Here is an 18,744-nt window from a genome sequence, read left to right on the forward strand (position 1 = left end):
TGAATACATGGCAGTCATTTGCCGATTACAACGGTCGTCGAGCCTGCTACCACGGCATTGCCATGATCTCCGGTACTACCCAATATTGCGGCGGGCTTGCTGTTGATCATTACGCTGCCACTGACGCCGCCGACCAGCGTACTGCCGCATGCCGTTGGGTCGCCCATGCGCGCAGCCGGTATGCCTTCGATCAGTACATCGGGCGATCCCTCGATGATCGGATTGCTGCCGTGTTTGTCTTTCGGACATTCAGTCATGTCGCCGACGCGCGCGACCGGTTTGCCGGACATAGCTGTGCTCCTTATTGAACGCGTACCTGGCCGCTGCCATCAAGGCGCGCCGAGAAACTCACCTGTTGCCGGAAACCATCTGCTTCGAGCAAGCCTTCAACGGCAAAGGCCAGGCTCAGCGGATCATGGTCACGCGGCAACGAGATGACTCGCACTTTCGACAGGCGGGGTTCGTAGTTCTCGATAAAGCGTTCGATTGCGATACGCGCCTGTTGCAAGGAGTCGTGCAGCGACAAGCGCATGTCATTGAGATCGGGCAGCCCGTAATCCGGCAGCGCCTGAACGCTACCGGCCCGGGTACTCAGCATTTTCGCCAGATGGCTGGCAACAGAAGCGGTGATTGCCTTCTCGTGCTGCCAACCGCTGCGTCTGGCGGTTTCGCCACCCAGGCGCTCGAACAGGCTGCCATAGCTCACGGTGCTTACTCCTTGTCCATCTTGCCGACCAGCGACAGGGTGAAATCGGCGCCCATGTACTTGAAGTGCGGCCGCACGCTCAGCGTTACCCGGTACCAGCCTGGCTCGCCTTCAACGTCACTGACGTTGATCTGTGCCGCGCGCAGCGGACGGCGCCCACGCACTTCAGGGTTGGGGTTGTCCTGATCGGCAACGTACTGGCGGATCCACTTGTTCAGTTCCAGCTCGAGATCGGTACGCTCTTTCCAGGAACCGATCTGCTCGCGTTGCAGTACTTTCAGGTAATGCGCCAGGCGGTTGACGATGAACAGGTAGGGCAGCTGGGTTCCGAGTTTGTAGTTCAGTTCAGCTGTCTTGCCCTCTTCACTGTTGCCGAAGAACTTGGCTTTCTGCGTGGAGTTGGCGGAGAAGAACGCGGCATTGTCGCTGCCCTTGCGCATGGTCAGGGCGATAAAGCCTTCGTCGGCCAGTTCATATTCACGGCGGTCAGAGACCAATACTTCGGTGGGAATCTTGGTTTCGATTTCGCCCATGCTTTCGAAGTGGTGCAGCGGAAGGTCCTCGACTGCGCCGCCGCTTTGCGGGCCGATGATGTTCGGGCACCAGCGGAACTTGGCGAAGCTCTCGGTCAGGCGGGTGGCGAAGGTGAATGCCGTGTTGCCCCACAGATAATCTTCATGACTGTTGGCGACGTTTTCCTTGTAGACGAAGCTCTTGACCGGGTTGTCCTCCGGGTCATAGGGGTTGCGCAGCAGGAAGCGGGGCAGGGTCAGGCCGACATAACGTGCGTCTTCCTGCTCGCGGAAGCTTTGCCATTTGGCGAACTGCGGGCCTTCGAAGTGATCCTTCAGGTCCTTCAGATCCGGCAGGCCGGTGAAGCTTTCCAGCCCGAAAAACTTCGGGCCGGCCGAAGCGATAAAGGGCGCGTGGGACATGCTGGCGACGCTCGCCACGTACTGCATGGTCTTGACGTCCGGAGCGCTGGGGTCGAAGAAGTAATTAGCGATCAGTGCGCCCACCGGCTGGCCACCAAACTGGCCGTATTCCGCGGTATAGACGTGCTTGTACAGACCGGACTGGGTAACTTCAGGGCTGTCCTCGAAGTCCTCCAGCAGATCCTGCTTGGACGCGTTGATCAGCTCCAGCTTGATGTTCTCGCGGAAGTTGGTGCGATCGACCAGCAGTTTGAGTCCGCGCCAGGAGGATTCCAGCGCCTGGAAATCACGGTGATGCAGAATTTCGTCCACTTGCCGGCTGAGCTTGGCATCAATCTCGGCGATCATGCGGTCGACCATCGCCTTCTTGACCGGCTCTTTCTCGTTCTGCGGCTTGAGCAGTTCTTCGATGAAGGCCGATACGCCACGCTTGGCGATGCCGTAGGCTTCATCTTCAGGCGTGAGCCGGGTTTCGGCGATGATGCTGTCGAGAATGCTGACTTCGCCAATTGTTTGCCCGGCGGCGGCTGCGGCTTGAGTACTCATGAATAGCGTCCTTGTCTGAGTGGATCAGGTTTGCGGTTGTTGGTCGGCCAGGCCCAGTTCGGCTAACACGCGTTCCCGCGAGTCGTCATCGCTCAGCACGCTCTCGATTGCCTTGCGAAATGCTGGTGCGTTACCCAGCGGACCTTTCAGCGCGACCAGTGCATCACGCAGCTCCATCAGCTTCTTCAGCTCTGGAACCTGATCGACCAGGCTGCCTGGGTTGAAATCGCTCATCGAATTGATCTTCAGCTGCACAGCAAGGTCTTCCGTGCCGCCGTCTTCCTGCAGCCGATTCGGAACAGCAAAGGTCAGACTCAGGTCCTGCTTGCCAAGCACCTCATCGAAGCTGTTCTTGTCGATCGCGATGGGTTTGCGGTCCTCGATCTTGCGGTCATCCTGACGTTGGGTGAAATCCCCCAGCACCATCAGTTTCAGTGGCAACTCGACTTCCTCCTGAGCGCCTCCGGTGTCCGGGGTGAAGGTGACATTTACACGTTCCTTGGGTGCTACTGAGCCGTCTTTGGCCATGGTCGTTCTCCGTTACAGTTATGGCCCGAAGGCCTGGTCCAGTACCACTTCAAGATCGAGGTGGCACAACCTGCGGTAGATCTCTTCCTTGCGTTCACGCATTCCGTGCTGCTGCGGCAAGCGCTCACAGCAGCGATACAGCAGGCTGAGCACCTGCAGGCTGAGATCGGGCTCCCAGTCCTCCAGGCCACTGGCCTGGAGATGCTGATCGAGTGATTCGAGCTGGACGTTCGCCATCTCGTATTTTCCGGCGTGGTAACACAGGCGCGCCTGGGCGAGCTTCCAGTGAAAGCGCTCGCGACCACCGGTGGCCTGTTGGCTGGCGTGCTTTATGTGTTGCACGGCTGGCTTCAATCCGTCGTCGCGTAACACGATCAGTGTCTCCTGCAGTGCGCTATGCCAGGCGGCTGTGGATTCGCCTGGTGCGGAGACAGAGAGGGCGTCGGATTGGGTGGGGCTCTGCGCCAGCACCCGGGTGTTGATCCAGTGCAGCGCTTCGCTGCTGGCGAAGGGCACGCCGTCGTGAAAGCACAAGGCGGGAAGATCGGGCAGCCGTCTGATAAGCGCGCCGAGCTGTAATTCCAGCTCCTGCATGCCTGCTTCGTTATTGAGCTTTTGCAAGCACTGCCAGGCGAGATATTGTCCATCCAGCCAGAAGGGGGCTCTGGCGATGCTGATTTCAAGATCCAGCAGGAGTTCACTGTGATGCCCTTGGGCGAGGCGCTCCTGGTAGGAGGCCAAACGGTCTGCAGGCAATCCACGCAGGGCCGTGATTTTGTTGCTGTCGTGTTCTGGAACCTTGTCGATTGGCAGCCATAGCAAGGTTCTGGACAACTTGATGCTGCGTACATCCCCGACCTTTTGTTGCTGCCACCAGCCGCAAAGCTGACGCCCTTGATCCTGCAGTTGGCGAAGCAGCTTATGGGCATCCTTGCTGGATTGAGGGGTCTCCATATCGGCGCTGAGCAATGATGCGGTTATCTGTCTGACAGGCGTTGGGGCAGCCGGCGGAGGCGTTTGCTCCTGTTCATTGCGTTTGATCAGCTCTTCGAATCGCCGGCACAAGGGCAGCAGCTCGGGCGAGTCGAAACCTGGTTGAGCGCTTAGATGTGTATCAAGACCGCGTAACAGCTCAGCCATCGCTCTCAGCGTGTCGAAATGATCCGGTTGTGGCGAACATTCACCGAGGGCCTGTTCCAGACGAGGCTGCAACCAGCGTAACGCGGCGGAGCGGGTGCGTGATTTGAGGGGGTGAAGCGTTGACCAGTGTTCGGTACACAATGCATGGATAACGGCGATCCCTGCATGCAGGCCGGTGAAGGACTGCTGTTGAAACAAACTCCATGCTAACCAGGCGGCAACGCGCAAGTCCTTGGATGAGGAGGTCAGTATTGCCTCTGCGCCGACGCGTACAGTTTCCCAATCGGTCGCTTCGCCTTGATGAAGTGAGCCGGTTTTCGCGAGTTCCGCTTCCAGCCCTTCGAACTCAGGCGAGTAGCGCACATCCGTGCCGGCGAAGTCGGCATCGTTGATGGGCTTGCGAGCCACGTTTTCGAGGTAATGCTGTACGGGCATGGGCGCCATCTATCCTTGATGTTGCGACCTGTCGATCGCGATCCTTATTCGATGCTGTGTTCTATCCGGAACATCAACTACCGCGTCGAACTGTATGTGCAGCTTTACTCTTTATATTCGAGTTGGTGTCGCCACATTTCACGAATAACCAAACGAGGGTTTTCGATAGCGCAATAAGTTGCGCATATGTCGTTTGGCTGGATGTATCCTAGTTGCGAGCGTGGGCGTCGACAAGGCACGAACTGTGCGCTGGTTTGCTATATGGCAGATTGATTTGAACTATTGCTGGTGGCGCCAGAAAAACGTTACGAATATCGGTTAGCGATTTAGTGAGTGATATGTCAAGCGCTCTAGATCGACGCTTCCAGTGGTGTGATCTTGTTCGTTCGGAGGTTTCTAATTTTGTGCAGGGATTGGCAGTTTTGCTGTCTGATGGTTGACTCCCCTGATCAAGGAAAGACTTCGTTTAGTTAACAAGTGTTAAATTATTCAATTCCGAAATTTTCTAACTTTTGATTATGTAATAGATGTTCTTGGGAATATTCAGTGAAGCTGACACTGTTCGTGTAGAGACTCGTGGAATGTAGACGGACAGTCGGGCTGGCCAGTTCCGCAGTTGCGGGCTTGCTTGGCGCTTGCTGTGCAACCCAGCGCCTCCAGCGTAACGGCGAGATTATTCCAGCCTACCGAGACTTTTGGATGCTCCCGGGTGAGTTGAAGAAAATGCCGGGCCGCTTCTTCGCGCTGGCCCTGAGCCCAGGCGACATTGCCCAGTCCGAAACGCGCGGCGGGCTGGTCCGGCCACTGCTTGAGCGCCCTTTCATATGCGGTTCGGGCACTTCTCAGCCTGCCAGTTTCTTCCAGTTCGCTAGCTGCGGTGAGGTAGGGCAAAGGCTCGGCGGTGGCGGGTAACTGGTCTGGCGGAAGCATGACCTGCGCCCAGTTGTCAGCTCTGGTCCAGGTTTTATTGAACAGCCTGAACGGTTCGCGCTGATCGGCGTTCAAGCCGCTGTGAAGAATCATGACCTGCTGATCCAGGTCGTAACCTATTACTACCGCGTAATGCCATTGCGGGTACCAGTTCAGGGCAAGGTTCTGCATGACCAGCACCGGGTTGCCCGCTGCTACTTCGCGCAAGACCGACTCGATCTTTCCGTCGAGCGGGTAGGCAAGCAGATCCCTTTCGCGCGCCGCCGCGACCATTTCAACCTGAAGGCTGCCCTGGCGCTCGGGGATGTATACACGCTCGACGAGTGAATCGGGCGTATCGGCCAGGCCTTGGTGATTCAACACCATTGCCAGCGCGGCAGGGCCGCACTGATATTCATCCTGCGGATGAAAGGGAACTGCGGTCAGCAGGACGTCACGGGGTATGTCCTGGAGCTGATGCTGGTCAGTAATGACGGGCCGACCCGCGCAGGCCGACAGCAATGCTGTCAGCCCAAGCACGACAACAAGGCGCCATAGCGGCGACACGGGGGCTTACCGGGCGCAATTGATGAAGCTGTAGATATTGGTCACACACAGAATGTCGGTAACGGCAAAGATCACCAGAAACAGTACGATCACACCCACGACACCGGCGCCGGCAGGGGCATTGTCGAGCTGGGCATTGAACTGGGCGAGCTCGCTGGCCGTCAGGCTGTTGATACGCTTTTCGACCTGGTCAGGGGATACGCCCATGCTGGCCAGCTTGTCCTGCACAGCCTCGTCTGCAAGCATGCCTTTTAGCGCGTCACGGTCCAGATTCAGCTTCTCTTCAGCAATAAGCTCATGGGTACCCACCATGGTGGTTGATGCCTGAGCCTGAATGCTTGCCAGGCTGGTCAGCATGAACAGGGCGGTGAGCATGATAGAAATGTAGCGTTTGGTTGATTGCAGTAATTTCATGATTACAACTCCTGTTTCTTTTTGTTTGGCTGTCCGTGCGGTCAGCCGTATATTCCGGTTCCCCGGGGCTGCAACCGGAAGCCGGTGCAGAAACTCCAATCAATCGACCCCCTTGCGGTTTCCAGGGTTCCGACTGGTAATGCGATTATAGACCCAGCTTGTCCCTGATCTGGTAATACCAGGCGCCCAGCGCGGTGAAGGGAACGCGGAACAGGCGACCGCCGGGGAAGGGGTAGTGCGGCAGATTGGCAAAGGCATCGAAGCGTTTGGCCTGCCCAGACAAGGCTTCGGCAATGATCTTGCCGGCCAGGTGGGTATAGGTTACGCCGTGTCCGCTGCAGCCTTGCGAGTAATAGATATTGTCGCCCAGCCTGCCGACCTGGGGCAGGCGCGACAGTGTCAGCAGGAAGTTGCCTGTCCAGGCATAGTCGATTCGGGTGTTCTTCAGCTGAGGAAAGGTTTTCAGCAGGTTGGGACGAAGCATCGCTTCGACATTCGCCGGATCGCGAGCGCCGTATACCACGCCGCCCCCGAAGATGAGGCGTTTATCTGCCGAGAGACGGTAATAGTCCAGTAGATAGCTCGTATCCTCTACGCAATAATCCTGTGGCAAGAGTGATCCCGCCAGATCTTCTCCAAGGGGTTCGGTTGCGATCACCTGCGTGCCGCATGGCATGGATTTGGCGGCTAGCGCCGGAATCAGGTTACCCAGATAGGCGTTACCGGCCACGACGACGAACCTGGCGGTGACCTGGCCCTGAGCGGTATGCACGACTGGCTTTGCGCCCTGGTCTACACGAATGACTTCGGATTGCTCATGGATGATGCCGCCCAATGATTCAACCGCTGCCGCTTCACCGAGCACCAGATTGAGCGGATGAATATGGCCGCCGCTCCTGTCCAGCATGCCGCCGACATACAAATCGGTAGCCACTGTCTCGCGAATTCGCCGGGTATCCAGCATTTCGAGTTGGCTGTGGCCGTACCGCTCCCACAACGCCTTCTGCTCTTCCAGCTGCTTCATCTGCTTGGCGTTGAAGGCAGCAAATACGCCGCCGTCCTTGAGGTCGCACTGAATGGCGTACTTCGCTACGCGGTCGCGAATGATCCGGCCGCCTTCGAAGGCCATCTCTCCCAATAGCTGCGCCTGCTGTGCACCCGCCGTCCGCTCGATGACGTCAATGTCGCGACTGTAGCTGTTGACGATCTGACCGCCGTTGCGCCCAGAGGCGCCAAAACCGACTTTGGCGGCTTCCAGTACCCTGACTCGAAACCCGTGTTCAAGTAGAAACAGCGCCGCCGAAATACCGGTGTAACCGGCCCCGATAACACATACATCGGTGTCATGGTTTCCGTTGAGTGGCGGTCGGGGAGGGGCGGGGTTGGCGCTTGCGGCGTAGTAGGACGCAGTATGCGGCGTAGCGGACATGGCACACCTATGTTTGAAATATTTTACATCGCTGATCCTACCGCTCTGTCCGCTGTAGCGCTACCAGACAGTCAGTTAATCAGTCGGTTATTACGCCGACGAGACTGAAGGTTTACAATTCGCATACTTTGTTGCGCTACAGGAACAGTTGTCATGGGATTGGATGACGCGCTCGTTTTCACCCGGGTGGTGGAGTGCCACAGTTTTACCAGTGCTGCGCTGACTCTGAACATGCAGAAGTCCACGGTCAGCAGGCGGATTGCTCAGCTTGAATCCCGCCTCGGCGTGCGTCTGCTCAACCGGACCACACGCAAACTCCGCCTGACCGAAGTCGGGCAGGCGTACTATGAGCGTTGCCGTCAGATAATGCAGGAATTTGCTGAAGCCGAGCAGGCTATCATGCAGTTGCAAAGCGAGCCGACCGGCCTGCTGCGAATAACGTCGCCTATCGAATTCGGCCAGCTGTTTCTCGGCGGCGTGGTCGGAGAGTTCATGTGCCGCTATCCCTCGATCCGGGTCGAGGTGGAGCTCACCACGCGGGTTGTCAATCCGGTCGAGGAGGGCATCGACATCGCCATCCATCGTGGGCGCCCGCAGGATTCGAGCCTGGTGGCCCGCTCGATGCTTGCAAGCCCGAGACAGTTGTACGCAAGCCCGGCCTATATTGCTCAGTACGGAATGCCAGAGCGTCCTGAAGACCTTTCCGCGCACCGTTGCATCCAGACGCTGATGGACGGTGGACGTAAGTGGCACTTCCAGCAGCCCCAGACAAGCGTCACCATTACCCCGGTAATGACGGTGAACAACATCACCTTCGCCCGTGAAGCCGCCCTGGCCGGCACCGGCATCATCAACGTTCCCGCGTTCATTGCCGAGCCCTGTGTGGAGGAGGGCACGCTGTGCCGCATATTGGAAGGTACAGTGCTACCGTCCACTGAGCTGTATGCGCTTTATCCTTCGAGACGCTTCCAGGCGATGAAGGTAAAGGCGTTCATCGACTACATGATCGAACGGCTCGAGACATTCATCGACCGGCCGCTAGAGACTAACCTTTAAGCGCTGATAAGATTCCCTTTTTCCTGTACAGCCCGCGATCCAACCGGGTTGTTTCTGACGAGAGACTTCATGACTGTTCGTACCCGAATTGCCCCGTCCCCCACCGGCGACCCCCACGTCGGCACGGCTTATATCGCATTGTTCAACCAGTGTTTTGCTCGCCAGCACGGCGGCCAGTTCATCCTGCGTATCGAGGATACCGATCAGGTACGGTCCACCGCCGAATCGGAGAAGCAGATCCTTGATTCGTTGCGTTGGCTGGGGCTGGAATGGGATGAAGGTCCGGATGTTGGCGGCCCGCATGGCCCGTATCGGCAGAGCGAGCGCAGCGCGATTTACCGGGAGCACAGCGAGCAGTTGATTCACAACGGCCACGCTTTCCGCTGCTTCTGTACCTCTGAGAGGCTCGATGCCTTGCGCGCAGAGCAGATGGCCAACAAGCAGACGCCGGGTTACGACGGTCACTGCCTCAGTCTGCAGGCTGAGGAGGTTGAGCGTCGCCTGGCCTCCGGCGAACCGCATGTGGTGCGTATGAAAGTCCCGAACGAAGGTATCTGCACGGTGCAGGACATGCTGCGCGGCGAGATCGACATCCCCTGGGAACAGGTGGACATGCAGGTGTTGATGAAGGCGGACGGCTTGCCTACCTATCACCTGGCTAACGTGGTTGACGATCATCTGATGGGTATCACCCATGTACTGCGCGGCGAAGAGTGGATCAACTCTGCACCCAAGCACATGCTGCTGTATCAGTTCTTCGGTTGGGATATGCCTGAGCTGTGCCATATGCCACTGCTGCGCAATCCGGACAAGAGCAAGCTCTCCAAACGCAAGAATCCCACCAGCATTACCTTCTACGAGCGCATGGGCTATCTGCCGCACGCTTTGCTCAATTATCTGGGGCGAATGGGCTGGTCGATGCCGGATGAGCGCGAGAAGTTCTCCCTCGATGAGATGGTGGCTCACTTTGATATTCAGCGTGTCTCATTGGGTGGACCGATCTTTGACGTCGAGAAGCTGGCCTGGCTCAACGGTCAGTGGATTCGCGAACTGTCCGAGGATGATTTTATCCAGGCGGTCCAGCGTTGGGCGCTCAACCCTGAATACTTGCGCCCTATGGTGCCGTTGGTTCAAGCGCGGGTCGAGACGTTCAGCGACCTGGTTCCCCTGGCGGGCTTTTTCCTGAGTGGCAAGGTGAATCCGGCTCCCGAATTGTTTGTCCACAAGAAGTTATCGCCTGATCAGGTTCGCCAGGCGTTGCAGCTGCTTCTGTGGAAGCTGGAGGCGCTACGCGAATGGGACAAGGACAACATCACTGCGAGCATTCAGTTCATCGCAGAGGGGCTGGAGCTCAAGCTTCGGGATTTGATGCCGCTGCTTTTCGCTGCGATCACCGGCCAGGCAAGTTCAGTCTCGGTACTGGACGCCATGGCCCACCTGGGACCGGACCTGACTCGCTTCAGGTTGCGTCAGGCACTGGAGCTGCTTGGCGGAAGCTCGAAGAAGGAAGTCAAGGCCTGGGAGAAGCTGCTCGCGGCAATGAGTGCGTGAATGCTCAAGCCCGGTTCGCCGGGCTGCGGCGGGCTTGACGCGTTAAGTTGCTGTTTTGCGTTAAATTCTGTTGACAGACCATGGCATGAATCATAATATGCGCCCCGTCCAGAAGACGGGGCTATAGCTCAGCTGGGAGAGCGCCTGCATGGCATGCAGGAGGTCAGCGGTTCGATCCCGCTTAGCTCCACCAATTTTTTTGGTCAACGTTCTGCGTTGACCTGTTTTATCACTGATGCCTTGAGGCACCCAGCCTCAAACGCATAGAAGGGTTTGCGTCCCCTTCGTCTAGTGGCCTAGGACACCGCCCTTTCACGGCGGTAACAGGGGTTCGAGTCCCCTAGGGGACGCCATTATTGATCCGGTACAGGTAATATCGTATCGGCGGTCGCAAGACCACGGGGCTATAGCTCAGCTGGGAGAGCGCCTGCATGGCATGCAGGAGGTCAGCGGTTCGATCCCGCTTAGCTCCACCACTTCAAAGGGCCGACATTCAATGTCGGCCCTTTTTTTGTGCTCGTGAAAGCTGCGGCGGACCGGTATGCCGGCGCGATAGGCGCCGGTGTCGGTTTTACGCGTGGCTACTGCGCGATGGGTATGAGCCGGGCGAGCGCCGTGTCCACTACGCGTCGCGGCAAGCGCCGTGCCTTGCCCAGCGCCTTGCGCAGCCCGCCTGATGGTGCTGCACCCAGTTCATTCGGCTTCATGCCAGGCACGTACATGCGGTTGGTCTCGATACAGAACACTGGCTTGCCGGCAGTACGCATGATCTCGATTGCCTGTGCTTTTTCGCTCTCGATAAACAACTGCGCCAGCGGATTGTTACGGTATATCTCGGCTTTGAACTTATGATGCATGTTGAGACGGCGCCGTTCTTCGGCCGAGGGCAGATCCAGCATATGCAGGGTGCCATAGCGCACGCCGTTCCGTTGTAGCCATTGCTCCGTCTCGGTGCGGTATTTTTCGAGTCGGCTGGTTACCAGGTGCGCTACCGGTAGCGAAGGGATGTGAAGCGGTCGGGTAGCGCTGAGGAAGTTGCGATATTCAGGACCGTCGTCGTTCTCGGCCTGAGTGGGGTCAACGCATAGCACGCCGTCGATATCGAAGCACGCCTGGCTGACCAGCGGGTGATGCATGATGTTCCACTCGTACACGCGGGGATGCTCAAGCACCTCCAGCACCAGGTCTATATCCAGCACGTGTTCTCTTTCGGCGAAGGCTACCAGGGTCGTCACCGACGCGGCGCAATGCTGTTTGAGTTTCTCGCTTGCCTGGTGCAATGAGTGTGGGTTCGACAGACAGTCATCGACCAGCAATATTCTTGCAGCGCCGGTTTCGGGTAGGACGTCGCTACGCAGTAGTGTTTGCAGGTCCGTGCTCGGCTGGTTCAGTTTCAGCGCGATGATGTTCGCTACCAGCATGCCGCCACGGGACGCCCCAACTACCAGTTCGACGTCACGGGGGAAGTTGCCGGCATGATCATTGATTAGCGTTGAGAGGTCGTTCAGGCTTCGATAGTTCATTGCAGCTGCTCCTGGCCTGGTTATCTGCGCCGGGGCGGATAACGCGAGTTGTCTGAGTGAGCTCCAGGATTCGCGCGACGGGCGCAGACCAGAACTCGATCCGATGCTCTTCCTGATGAGAATGTGCAGGTCGTTGCAAGGCCGATATTCAACAGGAAGAGTGCCCAGCCTGCGACTCTTTCATGACGGCAGTGTGACCTGAAGCGGAGGAATGTTGAGGACCGAGAAAGAGTCGTCATCACTCATCGCACTGCGGGCCCTGTCTGGGGCCTAGCTGGCTCAAATTCTCAGGCAATCGACATGGAAGGCTGGTAGCCCGTCGGTGGAATGTAGCTGGCGCAAGCCGTGGATATCGCTCTCGAATCCTGGAAACTGACGGTCTAGCGCTGAGGCAATCTGCAAATAGTCTGCGATCGCGGTACTGTCAGCAGGAAAACGCTCCCCGGGCATGATCACCGGGATGCCAGGCGGATAGGGCACCAGCATTACTGCACTTATGCGGCCTGCCAATTGTTCGATGGCAACTGATTCCACATTCCCCCGCACCATTTCCTGGTATGCATCCGCTGGCCGCAACGCGATTTCCGGCAGTTCGGTATATAGCTGCCGGGAGACCTTTACCAAACGCTGTGTCTTGTAGAAATGATGCAGTTGCTGGCTGAGATCGCGTAGCCCCATACTGCTGTAATGCCCCGACCGTGCGATACCGGGCAGTGTCACCTCTAGCGGTGCGTTGATGTCATAAAGCCGTTTGAATTCCTGCAGCTCGGACACCAGCGTGCTCCATTTGCCCTTGGTAATACCCAGTGAGAAAAGAATCAGAAAGGAATACAGCCCGGTTTTCTCGACGACCAGTCCGCGCTCGGCCAGAAAGCGCGTGACGATAGCGGCGGGAATGCCGCTTCGGGCCAGGCGTCCTTTTTCCTCTACGCCGGGCGTGAGCAGCGTGACCTTGATCGGATCAAGCAACGCGTAGTCGTCGGCCATCGCGCCAAACCCATGCCATTCGGCCTCGTTATCGAGTGTCCAGTCCTGCGCTGACAGCGGTTCGGCGTTCAACGCTTCCGCGGGCTCCCAGAGGTCGAACCACCACTGCTCTTCATCAAGTCGCTCGGCAATCTGGTGCATGGCACAGCGGAACGACAGCGCCTCGTCGAGGGTTTCCTGCACCAATGAGCGACCCGGCTCGCCGGCCATCATGCCCGTCGCCACATCAATGGACGCGATGATGCCGTAGTGCGGCGAAGTGGAGGTGTGCATCATGAAGGCTTCGTTGAAACGCTGCTCATCCAGTGATTGCTCGTCGCTGTTTTCCGCAAGAATGATCGAGGCCTGGGACAGGGCCGCCAATACCTTGTGGGGCGATTGCGTAGCGAATACCAACGGATGCTGTGCGCGGGGGAATCCCCGGTGACGGCCCATGCCGTGGCGGCCGGCATAGAATTCGTGGAAGGCAGCGTAGCCGTACCAGGCTTCGTCAAAATGCAGGATATCGACAGCATCCTCAAGTTCGTCCTTGATCAGCTCGGCGTTGTAGCAAAGTCCGTCGTAGGTCGAGTTGGTGACAACCGCCAGACGGATCCTGGCTTCGCGTCCCTGCAAAAGCGGATGCTCTGCCAGTCGTTCGCGCAGCCGCTGGGGTGAGAAGGAATCGAGACTGATCGGGCCGATGATGCCGTAATCATTGCGCGAGCCGGTGAGGTAAACGGGTATCGCGCCGGTCATGATAATCGCATGCAGGATCGACTTGTGGCAGTTGCGGTCTACCAGCACCACGTCGTCGCGGGTGACGTAGGCGTGCCAGATGATCTTGTTGGCGGTGGACGTACCATTAACGACATAGAAACTGTGGTCAGCGCCAAAGGTGCGGGCGGTATTGGCCTCCGCCGCGGCAATAGGGCCGTTATGGTCGAGCAGCGAGCCAAGACCTGGCACCGATACCGACAGGTCTGAACGCAGTGTGTTCTCGCCGAAGAAGTCATGAAACGCACGCCCGACAGGGCTTTTGCGAAAAGCAACACCGCCGCCGTGTCCGGGCGAATGCCAGGAATAGCTGGCGCGTCCGGTGTAGTCCATCAACGCCTTGAAGAAAGGCGGTAATAGCTGGGATAGATAGGAGCGAGCAGTGCGCGCTATCTGTCCGGCGATGAAGGGAAGGGTGTCCTCGAACAGGTAGATGATCCCGCGCAACTGGTGCAGGTTGCGCAGCTCGGCGAGCTTGGCGCTATCCAGGTTCTGCTGAATGCTCAACGCCATGATCGGCAGCTCGGGCGAGCGCGAATGCGCAGCGTCAAATAGCGCACGCACGGGTGCGAGATCGGCCTCCAGGTCTGCAGTAAACAGAATGCAGGATAATCCCCGATGCGCCTCGGCAATCAGGCGCCCCTCGTCTGTCGAAGCGGTACCAAGCACTTCAAATCCTTCCTGCTCCAACCCTTTGAAGAGTTCTGCAAGCTGAGTGCCGGCTACGTCGTGCCGGCCAATGTGCGGATTGATAACCAGAATGGGAAAGTGCAGGTGCTTGAACATGCGAACGCTTCCGTCAGGAGTATGCCTACACGCTAGCCGGTTGGCTGTCAGTGCGGCAAGTCGAGTGATCGCATCTCACCAGGTGGAGGCCCATGCACCACGAGGATGCATATTCATCGAGGGCATCTCGCCGAAAACATATGACGGCACGGCGGATGGTATGCTGCATGCCTATTGAATGCGCTTAAGGAGCTGACTCTGTGAACTGGGATCTCGACAACCCGCATACCTGCGAAATCACCGTTCAGGCGACTGACATTGACGAATTGGGGCACGCCAACAATGCCGTCTATGTCGGCTGGCTGGAGCGGTGCGCCTGGAATCATTCCCAGTCACTGGGCCTGGGCGTGGAGGAGTATCGCGAACTGGACAGAGCGATGGCGGTGGTGCGTCACGAGATCGACTACCTTGGCGCGGCCTATGAGAACGACGAGCTGGTGATGGCGACATGGATCGTGCGCTGGGACCGCAAGCTGCGCATGACCCGCCATTTCCAACTGGTGCGCAAGTCGGACCAGGCGACACTGCTACGGGCAAAAACGATCTTTGCCTGCATTGAGATGAGCTCCGGCAAGCCGCGACGCATGCCGCCGGTTTTTATCGAAAAATATGCGAAGGGCCTGACCGAAGCTCAAATGCAGAGCTGATTGCTCAGTGAGGTGTCAGGCGGGCCGACAGATCGTCAGCTCGCCCCTTTGATCTGGAGCGTTGTTAACGGTATTCGCAGAGGTATGCCGTGTCCTGCTCGACCTGGAGATGGAACCGGCTATTGCCTGGCACAGTAAATTGCATGCCTGCGCTGAATTCCTCCCACTGCTCGCTGCCCGGCAATTTCACGGTGAGGTGGCCGCTGATCACGTGCATGATTTCCAGCTGGCTGGTTCCGAACTCGTACTCTCCGGGCGCCATGACGCCGACGGTCGCTGCGCCCTCTAGCTGCCGGAAGGCGATGGAGGCAACCTTGCCTTCGAAGTATTCGTTTACCGTGAACATTGTTGCGCTCCTGATAGGGATAAAAAGGGTCAACATTATGCCGATGCGTCTCCCGCAGCGGCAATCCAAATCATCGTAAGGCGGGTACTTTCTGTCTTCGTCAGGGTGAATCGGCAAGGTGTGTCTTGAGCTGGAAGTGTGAACCTGTGTTTCGTTTGAGGGTCAGCTATGTGTGTACCCAACAACTCGGAGTTACCTATGAAAGCTTCTGCAACTGCCTGGATAGCCGCACTGGCGCTCGGTTTGACCGCTGCCTCGGCTCACGCTGACGACATCGAAGGCAATATCGAGTCGATTGATAAGGAAGCCATGTCTTTGGTTGTCGACGGTAAGTCGTTCTCGACCAATGAGCAGACTGAGTACGAAGACGAGCTCAAATCCTTCAGCGATCTCCAGCAGGGCATGCGCGTCGAAGTGGACTATGAGGAAACCAACGGAGAAATGATCGCGACTGAAATCGAAGTCGACGACTGAACCGGCATCGCAGCCTGAGGCCGCAGGCAACCTGCGGCCTTCTCCCTTGACCCCTGTTATGATTTACCCCATCTAGCTGCTTCGCTTGAGTCCGAATCCAGCCGCTCACGCTGAAGAGCCCGTCCAATTCAACACCACCCCGGGAGGTAATATGGCGAGCATCGCTTTTATCGGTTTGGGCGTAATGGGTTACCCAATGGCTGGCCATTTGATACGTGCAGGGCATGAGGTGGGGGTTTTCAATCGTACGGCTGAGAAGGCTCGGGCCTGGGTCGCCGAGTACGGCGGCGAAGCCTTTGCTACGCCCGCCCAGGCCGCAGTCGAACGTGATTTAATCATGACCTGCGTGGGCAACGATGATGATCTGCGAGAGGTTGTCAGCGGTCCCGGCGGTGTGCTGGAAGGCGTTCGATCCGGTGCTGTCCTGGTCGACCATACCACCGCGTCGGCTGGCGTGGCGCGGGAGATGGCCCTGCTTTGCAATGCCAAGGGCGTCGGCTTTCTGGATGCCCCGGTATCCGGAGGCCAGGCTGGTGCGGAGACTGGCAAGCTTACGGTCATGGTCGGTGGAGAAGAAGCCGTATATGACCTGGCGCGGCCCGCCATCAGCAGTTACGCGAAAATGGTGCGGCGGATGGGAGAAGTGGGAAGCGGGCAACTCACGAAAATGGTCAATCAGGTCTGTATTGCAGGGCTGGTGCAGGGGCTGGCCGAGGCCCTTAATTTCGCCCGCTGTGCTGGTCTGGATGCAGAAGCCGCCATGCAGGTGATCAGCAAGGGTGCGGCACAATCCTGGCAGCTGGAAAACCGCCATAAGAGCATGATTGCCGGTGAGTTTGATTTTGGCTTCGCGGTGGACTGGATGCGCAAGGACCTCGGCATCGTCCTGGATGAAGCCCGCGTGAACGGAGCTCAGCTGCCGGTCACAGCGCTGGTTGATCAGTTCTATGCAGACGTTCAAGCCATGGGAGGAGGGCGCTGGGACACATCGAGTTTGATTGCCAGGTTTGAGCGCTGCAAATAAACTACCGCGCCGGACCTCTGGTGGTCATCCTTGCCTTGATCCGGAACGATTTATGGTAAGAATTCGAGCGGGGTGGTCAGATGAAATGCAGGGAAGGCTGTGGCGCGTGCTGTATAGCGCCTTCAATATCCTCACCCATTCCGGGTATGCCTGAGGGCAAGCCCGCAGGCGTGGCCTGCATCAACCTGACGCCGGATAACCGCTGTGGAATCTTCACTTCCCCGCTGCGTCCGCCGGTGTGCAGTCAGTTCGCAGCCGATCCGCAGGTATGCGGCGAAAATGCCGATGAAGCACTGATGATCTTGCGATGGTGGGAGCAGCAAACCGCCTGATCTCGAATCCCTGATAAAAAAACCCCGCTCAATGGCGGGGTTTTTCGTATCACTTGCCTGGGTAGTCCCGCTGCTGCGAGCCAGTGTACAGCTGGCGAGGACGACCGATCTTGTACGGATTGCTGATCATCTCGTTCCAGTGTGCGATCCAGCCCGGCGTACGGCCAGTGGCAAAGATTACCGTGAACATCTCGGTGGGAATGCCGATGGCCTTGAGGATGATGCCGGAATAGAAGTCCACGTTCGGATACAGGTTGCGCTCGATGAAGTACGGATCAGTGAGCGCAATTTCTTCCAGTTTCATTGCCAGTTCAAGCTGCGGATCGTTGATGCCGAGTTCGCCCAGCACTTCGTCGCAGGTCTGCTTCATGACCTTGGCGCGGGGGTCAAAGTTCTTGTAGACGCGATGACCGAAGCCCATCAGCTTGAAGGGATCGTCCTTGTCCTTGGCTTTGGCGACGAACTTGTCGATGTTGGACACATCACCAATTTCATCCAGCATCCGGAGAACCGCTTCGTTGGCACCGCCATGAGCAGGGCCCCACAGTGCAGCAATACCCGCAGCAATACAGGCGAAGGGGTTGGCGCCTGAAGAGCCGGCCAGACGCACGGTTGAAGTCGATGCGTTCTGCTCGTGGTCTGCGTGCAGCACGAAAACCTTATCCATCGCCCTGGCCAGAACAGGGTTCACCTTCTTCTCTTCACATGGTGTGTTGAACATCATGTGCAGGAAGTTTTCCGAATAGGACAGGTCGTTGCGCGGGAACATGAACGGTTGGCCAACCGAGTACTTGTATACCATCGCTGCCAGAGTGGGCATTTTGGCAATCAGGCGGATCGCCGAAATTTCCCGATGATGGGCGTCGTTGATATCCAGGGAGTCATGATAGAACGCCGACAGTGCGCCGACCACGCCGCACATGATCGCCATGGGATGCGCATCCCGACGGAAACCGTTGAAGAAGTGAGACAGCTGCTCGTGCACCATGGTGTGACACTTGATGGTGGAGTCGAACTTGCTCTTCTCTTCGGCAGTTGGCAGTTCACCCTTGAGCAGCAGGTAGCAGGTCTCGAGGAAGTCGGCCTGTTCAGCCAGCTGCTCGATCGGGTAACCGCGATGCAACAAAATCCCTTTGTCGCCATCAATGTAGGTGATCTTTGATTCACAGGATGATGTGGCCATGAAACCGGGATCGAACGTAAAGACCCCTTCTGCCGTCAAACCGCGGACATCCACCACATCTGGGCCTAGGGTGCCAGAGTAAACTGGCAGATCGATGGGGGCAGCGCCCTCGATGATCAATTGCGCCTTTTTATCAGCCATGAGGCCTCCTGTTTGATGGTATCGAAAGTGTGCCCCCACGCAGGGCCCGCATCACTATAAGGTCATAATCCCGTTTGTCAATTATGCGGATAGCGAATGGTTATAGGCGTGATTAAGGCAGTCAATAAGCGGCTAGATCGCGGGCGTTAACCGCACAGCACGGTCTGGAGAAGCCCGCTGGAAAGAGTGTATCGCATTGTAATCAAGGGGCTGAGTCTCTATACTCCCTGTCCGGAAAAGCGGCCCATTTGCCCTCTGTCTATCCCGGCATGGCTGCCTGTATGGACGCTTAGGTACCCACGCGAGTGCGCCTTCCTATAATCCAGCCC

19 protein-coding genes, 3 tRNA genes and 1 pseudogene are annotated in these 18,744 nt (G+C 57.7%); 10 read left to right on the forward strand and 13 right to left on the reverse strand.

The genetic code is table 11. The annotated features are described in order from the left end of the window. Positions 1-14: 14 nt before the first annotated feature. From HG264_RS02840 to HG264_RS02875, 8 genes are all read right to left on the reverse strand, one after another. Positions 15-290 (reverse strand): PAAR domain-containing protein, encoded by a 276-nt coding sequence (locus HG264_RS02840; RefSeq protein WP_169406234.1) that lies wholly within the window; start codon positions 288-290, stop codon positions 15-17. 11 nt (positions 291-301) lie between these two features. Then, positions 302-706 carry a type VI secretion system baseplate subunit TssE gene (tssE, locus tag HG264_RS02845; protein ID WP_169406235.1) on the reverse strand — a complete coding sequence of 135 codons (405 nt, stop codon included), beginning with the start codon at positions 704-706 and terminating at the stop codon, positions 302-304. A gap of 5 nt (positions 707-711) precedes the next feature. Then, complete coding sequence (tssC, locus tag HG264_RS02850) at positions 712-2,187, reverse strand: type VI secretion system contractile sheath large subunit (RefSeq protein ID WP_169406236.1); 1,476 nt, start codon at positions 2,185-2,187, stop codon at positions 712-714. 24 nt (positions 2,188-2,211) lie between these two features. Continuing rightward, complete coding sequence (gene tssB, locus HG264_RS02855) at positions 2,212-2,715, reverse strand: type VI secretion system contractile sheath small subunit (RefSeq protein WP_169406237.1); 504 nt, start codon at positions 2,713-2,715, stop codon at positions 2,212-2,214. A gap of 18 nt (positions 2,716-2,733) precedes the next feature. Beyond that, positions 2,734-4,290, reverse strand: coding sequence for a type VI secretion system protein TssA (gene tssA, locus HG264_RS02860; RefSeq protein ID WP_256663757.1), 1,557 nt, complete (start codon positions 4,288-4,290; stop codon positions 2,734-2,736). A 543-nt stretch (positions 4,291-4,833) separates the two neighbouring features. Beyond that, positions 4,834-5,766: a PA2778 family cysteine peptidase gene (locus tag HG264_RS02865; RefSeq protein ID WP_169406239.1), complete on the reverse strand. Its 933-nt coding sequence runs from the start codon at positions 5,764-5,766 to the stop codon at positions 4,834-4,836. Between the two features lie 6 nt (positions 5,767-5,772). Beyond that, positions 5,773-6,180, reverse strand: coding sequence for a PA2779 family protein (locus HG264_RS02870; protein WP_169406240.1), 408 nt, complete (start codon positions 6,178-6,180; stop codon positions 5,773-5,775). A gap of 145 nt (positions 6,181-6,325) precedes the next feature. Next, positions 6,326-7,609 carry an FAD-binding oxidoreductase gene (locus HG264_RS02875; RefSeq protein ID WP_169406241.1) on the reverse strand — a complete coding sequence of 428 codons (1,284 nt, stop codon included), beginning with the start codon at positions 7,607-7,609 and terminating at the stop codon, positions 6,326-6,328. A gap of 153 nt (positions 7,610-7,762) precedes the next feature. On the opposite strand from HG264_RS02875, the gene HG264_RS02880 reads away from it, so the two are divergent. The 5 genes from HG264_RS02880 to HG264_RS02900 all read left to right on the forward strand — a co-directional run bounded on the left by HG264_RS02880 (position 7,763) and on the right by HG264_RS02900 (position 10,692). Further along, entirely contained in the window at positions 7,763-8,665 is a 903-nt protein-coding gene (locus tag HG264_RS02880; protein WP_169406242.1) for a LysR family transcriptional regulator, read from the forward strand. 69 nt (positions 8,666-8,734) lie between these two features. Further along, the gene (gene gltX / locus HG264_RS02885; RefSeq protein ID WP_169406243.1) at positions 8,735-10,216 is read left to right on the forward strand and encodes a glutamate--tRNA ligase; all 1,482 of its coding nucleotides are present in this window, start codon (positions 8,735-8,737) and stop codon (positions 10,214-10,216) included. A 117-nt stretch (positions 10,217-10,333) separates the two neighbouring features. Beyond that, positions 10,334-10,409 (forward strand) — tRNA-Ala (locus tag HG264_RS02890). 84 nt (positions 10,410-10,493) lie between these two features. After that, positions 10,494-10,569 (forward strand) — tRNA-Glu (locus tag HG264_RS02895). A 47-nt stretch (positions 10,570-10,616) separates the two neighbouring features. Next, a tRNA-Ala gene (locus HG264_RS02900) sits at positions 10,617-10,692 on the forward strand. A 105-nt stretch (positions 10,693-10,797) separates the two neighbouring features. On the opposite strand, the gene HG264_RS02905 is transcribed toward HG264_RS02900, so the two are convergent. After that, positions 10,798-11,739 carry a phosphoribosyltransferase gene (locus HG264_RS02905; protein ID WP_169406244.1) on the reverse strand — a complete coding sequence of 314 codons (942 nt, stop codon included), beginning with the start codon at positions 11,737-11,739 and terminating at the stop codon, positions 10,798-10,800. A gap of 279 nt (positions 11,740-12,018) precedes the next feature. Next, positions 12,019-12,513, reverse strand: coding sequence for a hypothetical protein (locus HG264_RS18760; protein ID WP_372240217.1), 495 nt, complete (start codon positions 12,511-12,513; stop codon positions 12,019-12,021). Between HG264_RS18760 and HG264_RS18765 the strand changes: the two genes are divergently transcribed. Then, positions 12,495-12,539, forward strand: coding sequence for a hypothetical protein (locus HG264_RS18765; protein WP_372240218.1), 45 nt, complete (start codon positions 12,495-12,497; stop codon positions 12,537-12,539). The two genes, HG264_RS18760 and HG264_RS18765, sit on opposite strands and share 19 nt — an antisense overlap. A gap of 1 nt (position 12,540) precedes the next feature. Here the strand turns inward: HG264_RS18765 and HG264_RS02910 are convergent. Then, a pseudogene (locus HG264_RS02910) lies at positions 12,541-14,268 on the reverse strand (Orn/Lys/Arg decarboxylase N-terminal domain-containing protein); the annotation flags it as partial. A 200-nt stretch (positions 14,269-14,468) separates the two neighbouring features. Between HG264_RS02910 and HG264_RS02915 the strand changes: the two are divergent. Next, the gene (locus HG264_RS02915) at positions 14,469-14,915 is read left to right on the forward strand and encodes a thioesterase family protein (protein ID WP_169406246.1); all 447 of its coding nucleotides are present in this window, start codon (positions 14,469-14,471) and stop codon (positions 14,913-14,915) included. 64 nt (positions 14,916-14,979) lie between these two features. Here the strand turns inward: HG264_RS02915 and HG264_RS02920 are convergent, their stop codons facing one another. Next, positions 14,980-15,261 carry a pyrimidine/purine nucleoside phosphorylase gene (locus HG264_RS02920; protein WP_150302230.1) on the reverse strand — a complete coding sequence of 94 codons (282 nt, stop codon included), beginning with the start codon at positions 15,259-15,261 and terminating at the stop codon, positions 14,980-14,982. Positions 15,262-15,459: 198 nt separating this feature from the next. Here HG264_RS02920 and HG264_RS02925 point away from each other — a divergent pair, with 198 nt between their 5' ends. The 3 genes from HG264_RS02925 to HG264_RS02935 all read left to right on the forward strand — a co-directional run bounded on the left by HG264_RS02925 (position 15,460) and on the right by HG264_RS02935 (position 17,091). Further along, positions 15,460-15,735 carry a DUF5666 domain-containing protein gene (locus tag HG264_RS02925; protein ID WP_169406247.1) on the forward strand — a complete coding sequence of 92 codons (276 nt, stop codon included), beginning with the start codon at positions 15,460-15,462 and terminating at the stop codon, positions 15,733-15,735. A 151-nt stretch (positions 15,736-15,886) separates the two neighbouring features. After that, positions 15,887-16,759, forward strand: coding sequence for an NAD(P)-dependent oxidoreductase (locus HG264_RS02930; RefSeq protein ID WP_169406248.1), 873 nt, complete (start codon positions 15,887-15,889; stop codon positions 16,757-16,759). Between the two features lie 80 nt (positions 16,760-16,839). Continuing rightward, positions 16,840-17,091: a YkgJ family cysteine cluster protein gene (locus HG264_RS02935; RefSeq protein ID WP_169406249.1), complete on the forward strand. Its 252-nt coding sequence runs from the start codon at positions 16,840-16,842 to the stop codon at positions 17,089-17,091. A 49-nt stretch (positions 17,092-17,140) separates the two neighbouring features. Here HG264_RS02935 and gltA read toward each other — a convergent pair whose 3' ends face one another. After that, a complete protein-coding gene (gene gltA, locus HG264_RS02940) occupies positions 17,141-18,415 on the reverse strand; it encodes a citrate synthase (protein WP_169406250.1) in 1,275 nt (424 codons plus the stop codon). Positions 18,416-18,744: the final 329 nt, after the last annotated feature.

Origin of the sequence: Pseudomonas sp. gcc21, assembly GCF_012844345.1 — a bacterium.
Taxonomy (GTDB): domain Bacteria; phylum Pseudomonadota; class Gammaproteobacteria; order Pseudomonadales; family Pseudomonadaceae; genus Halopseudomonas.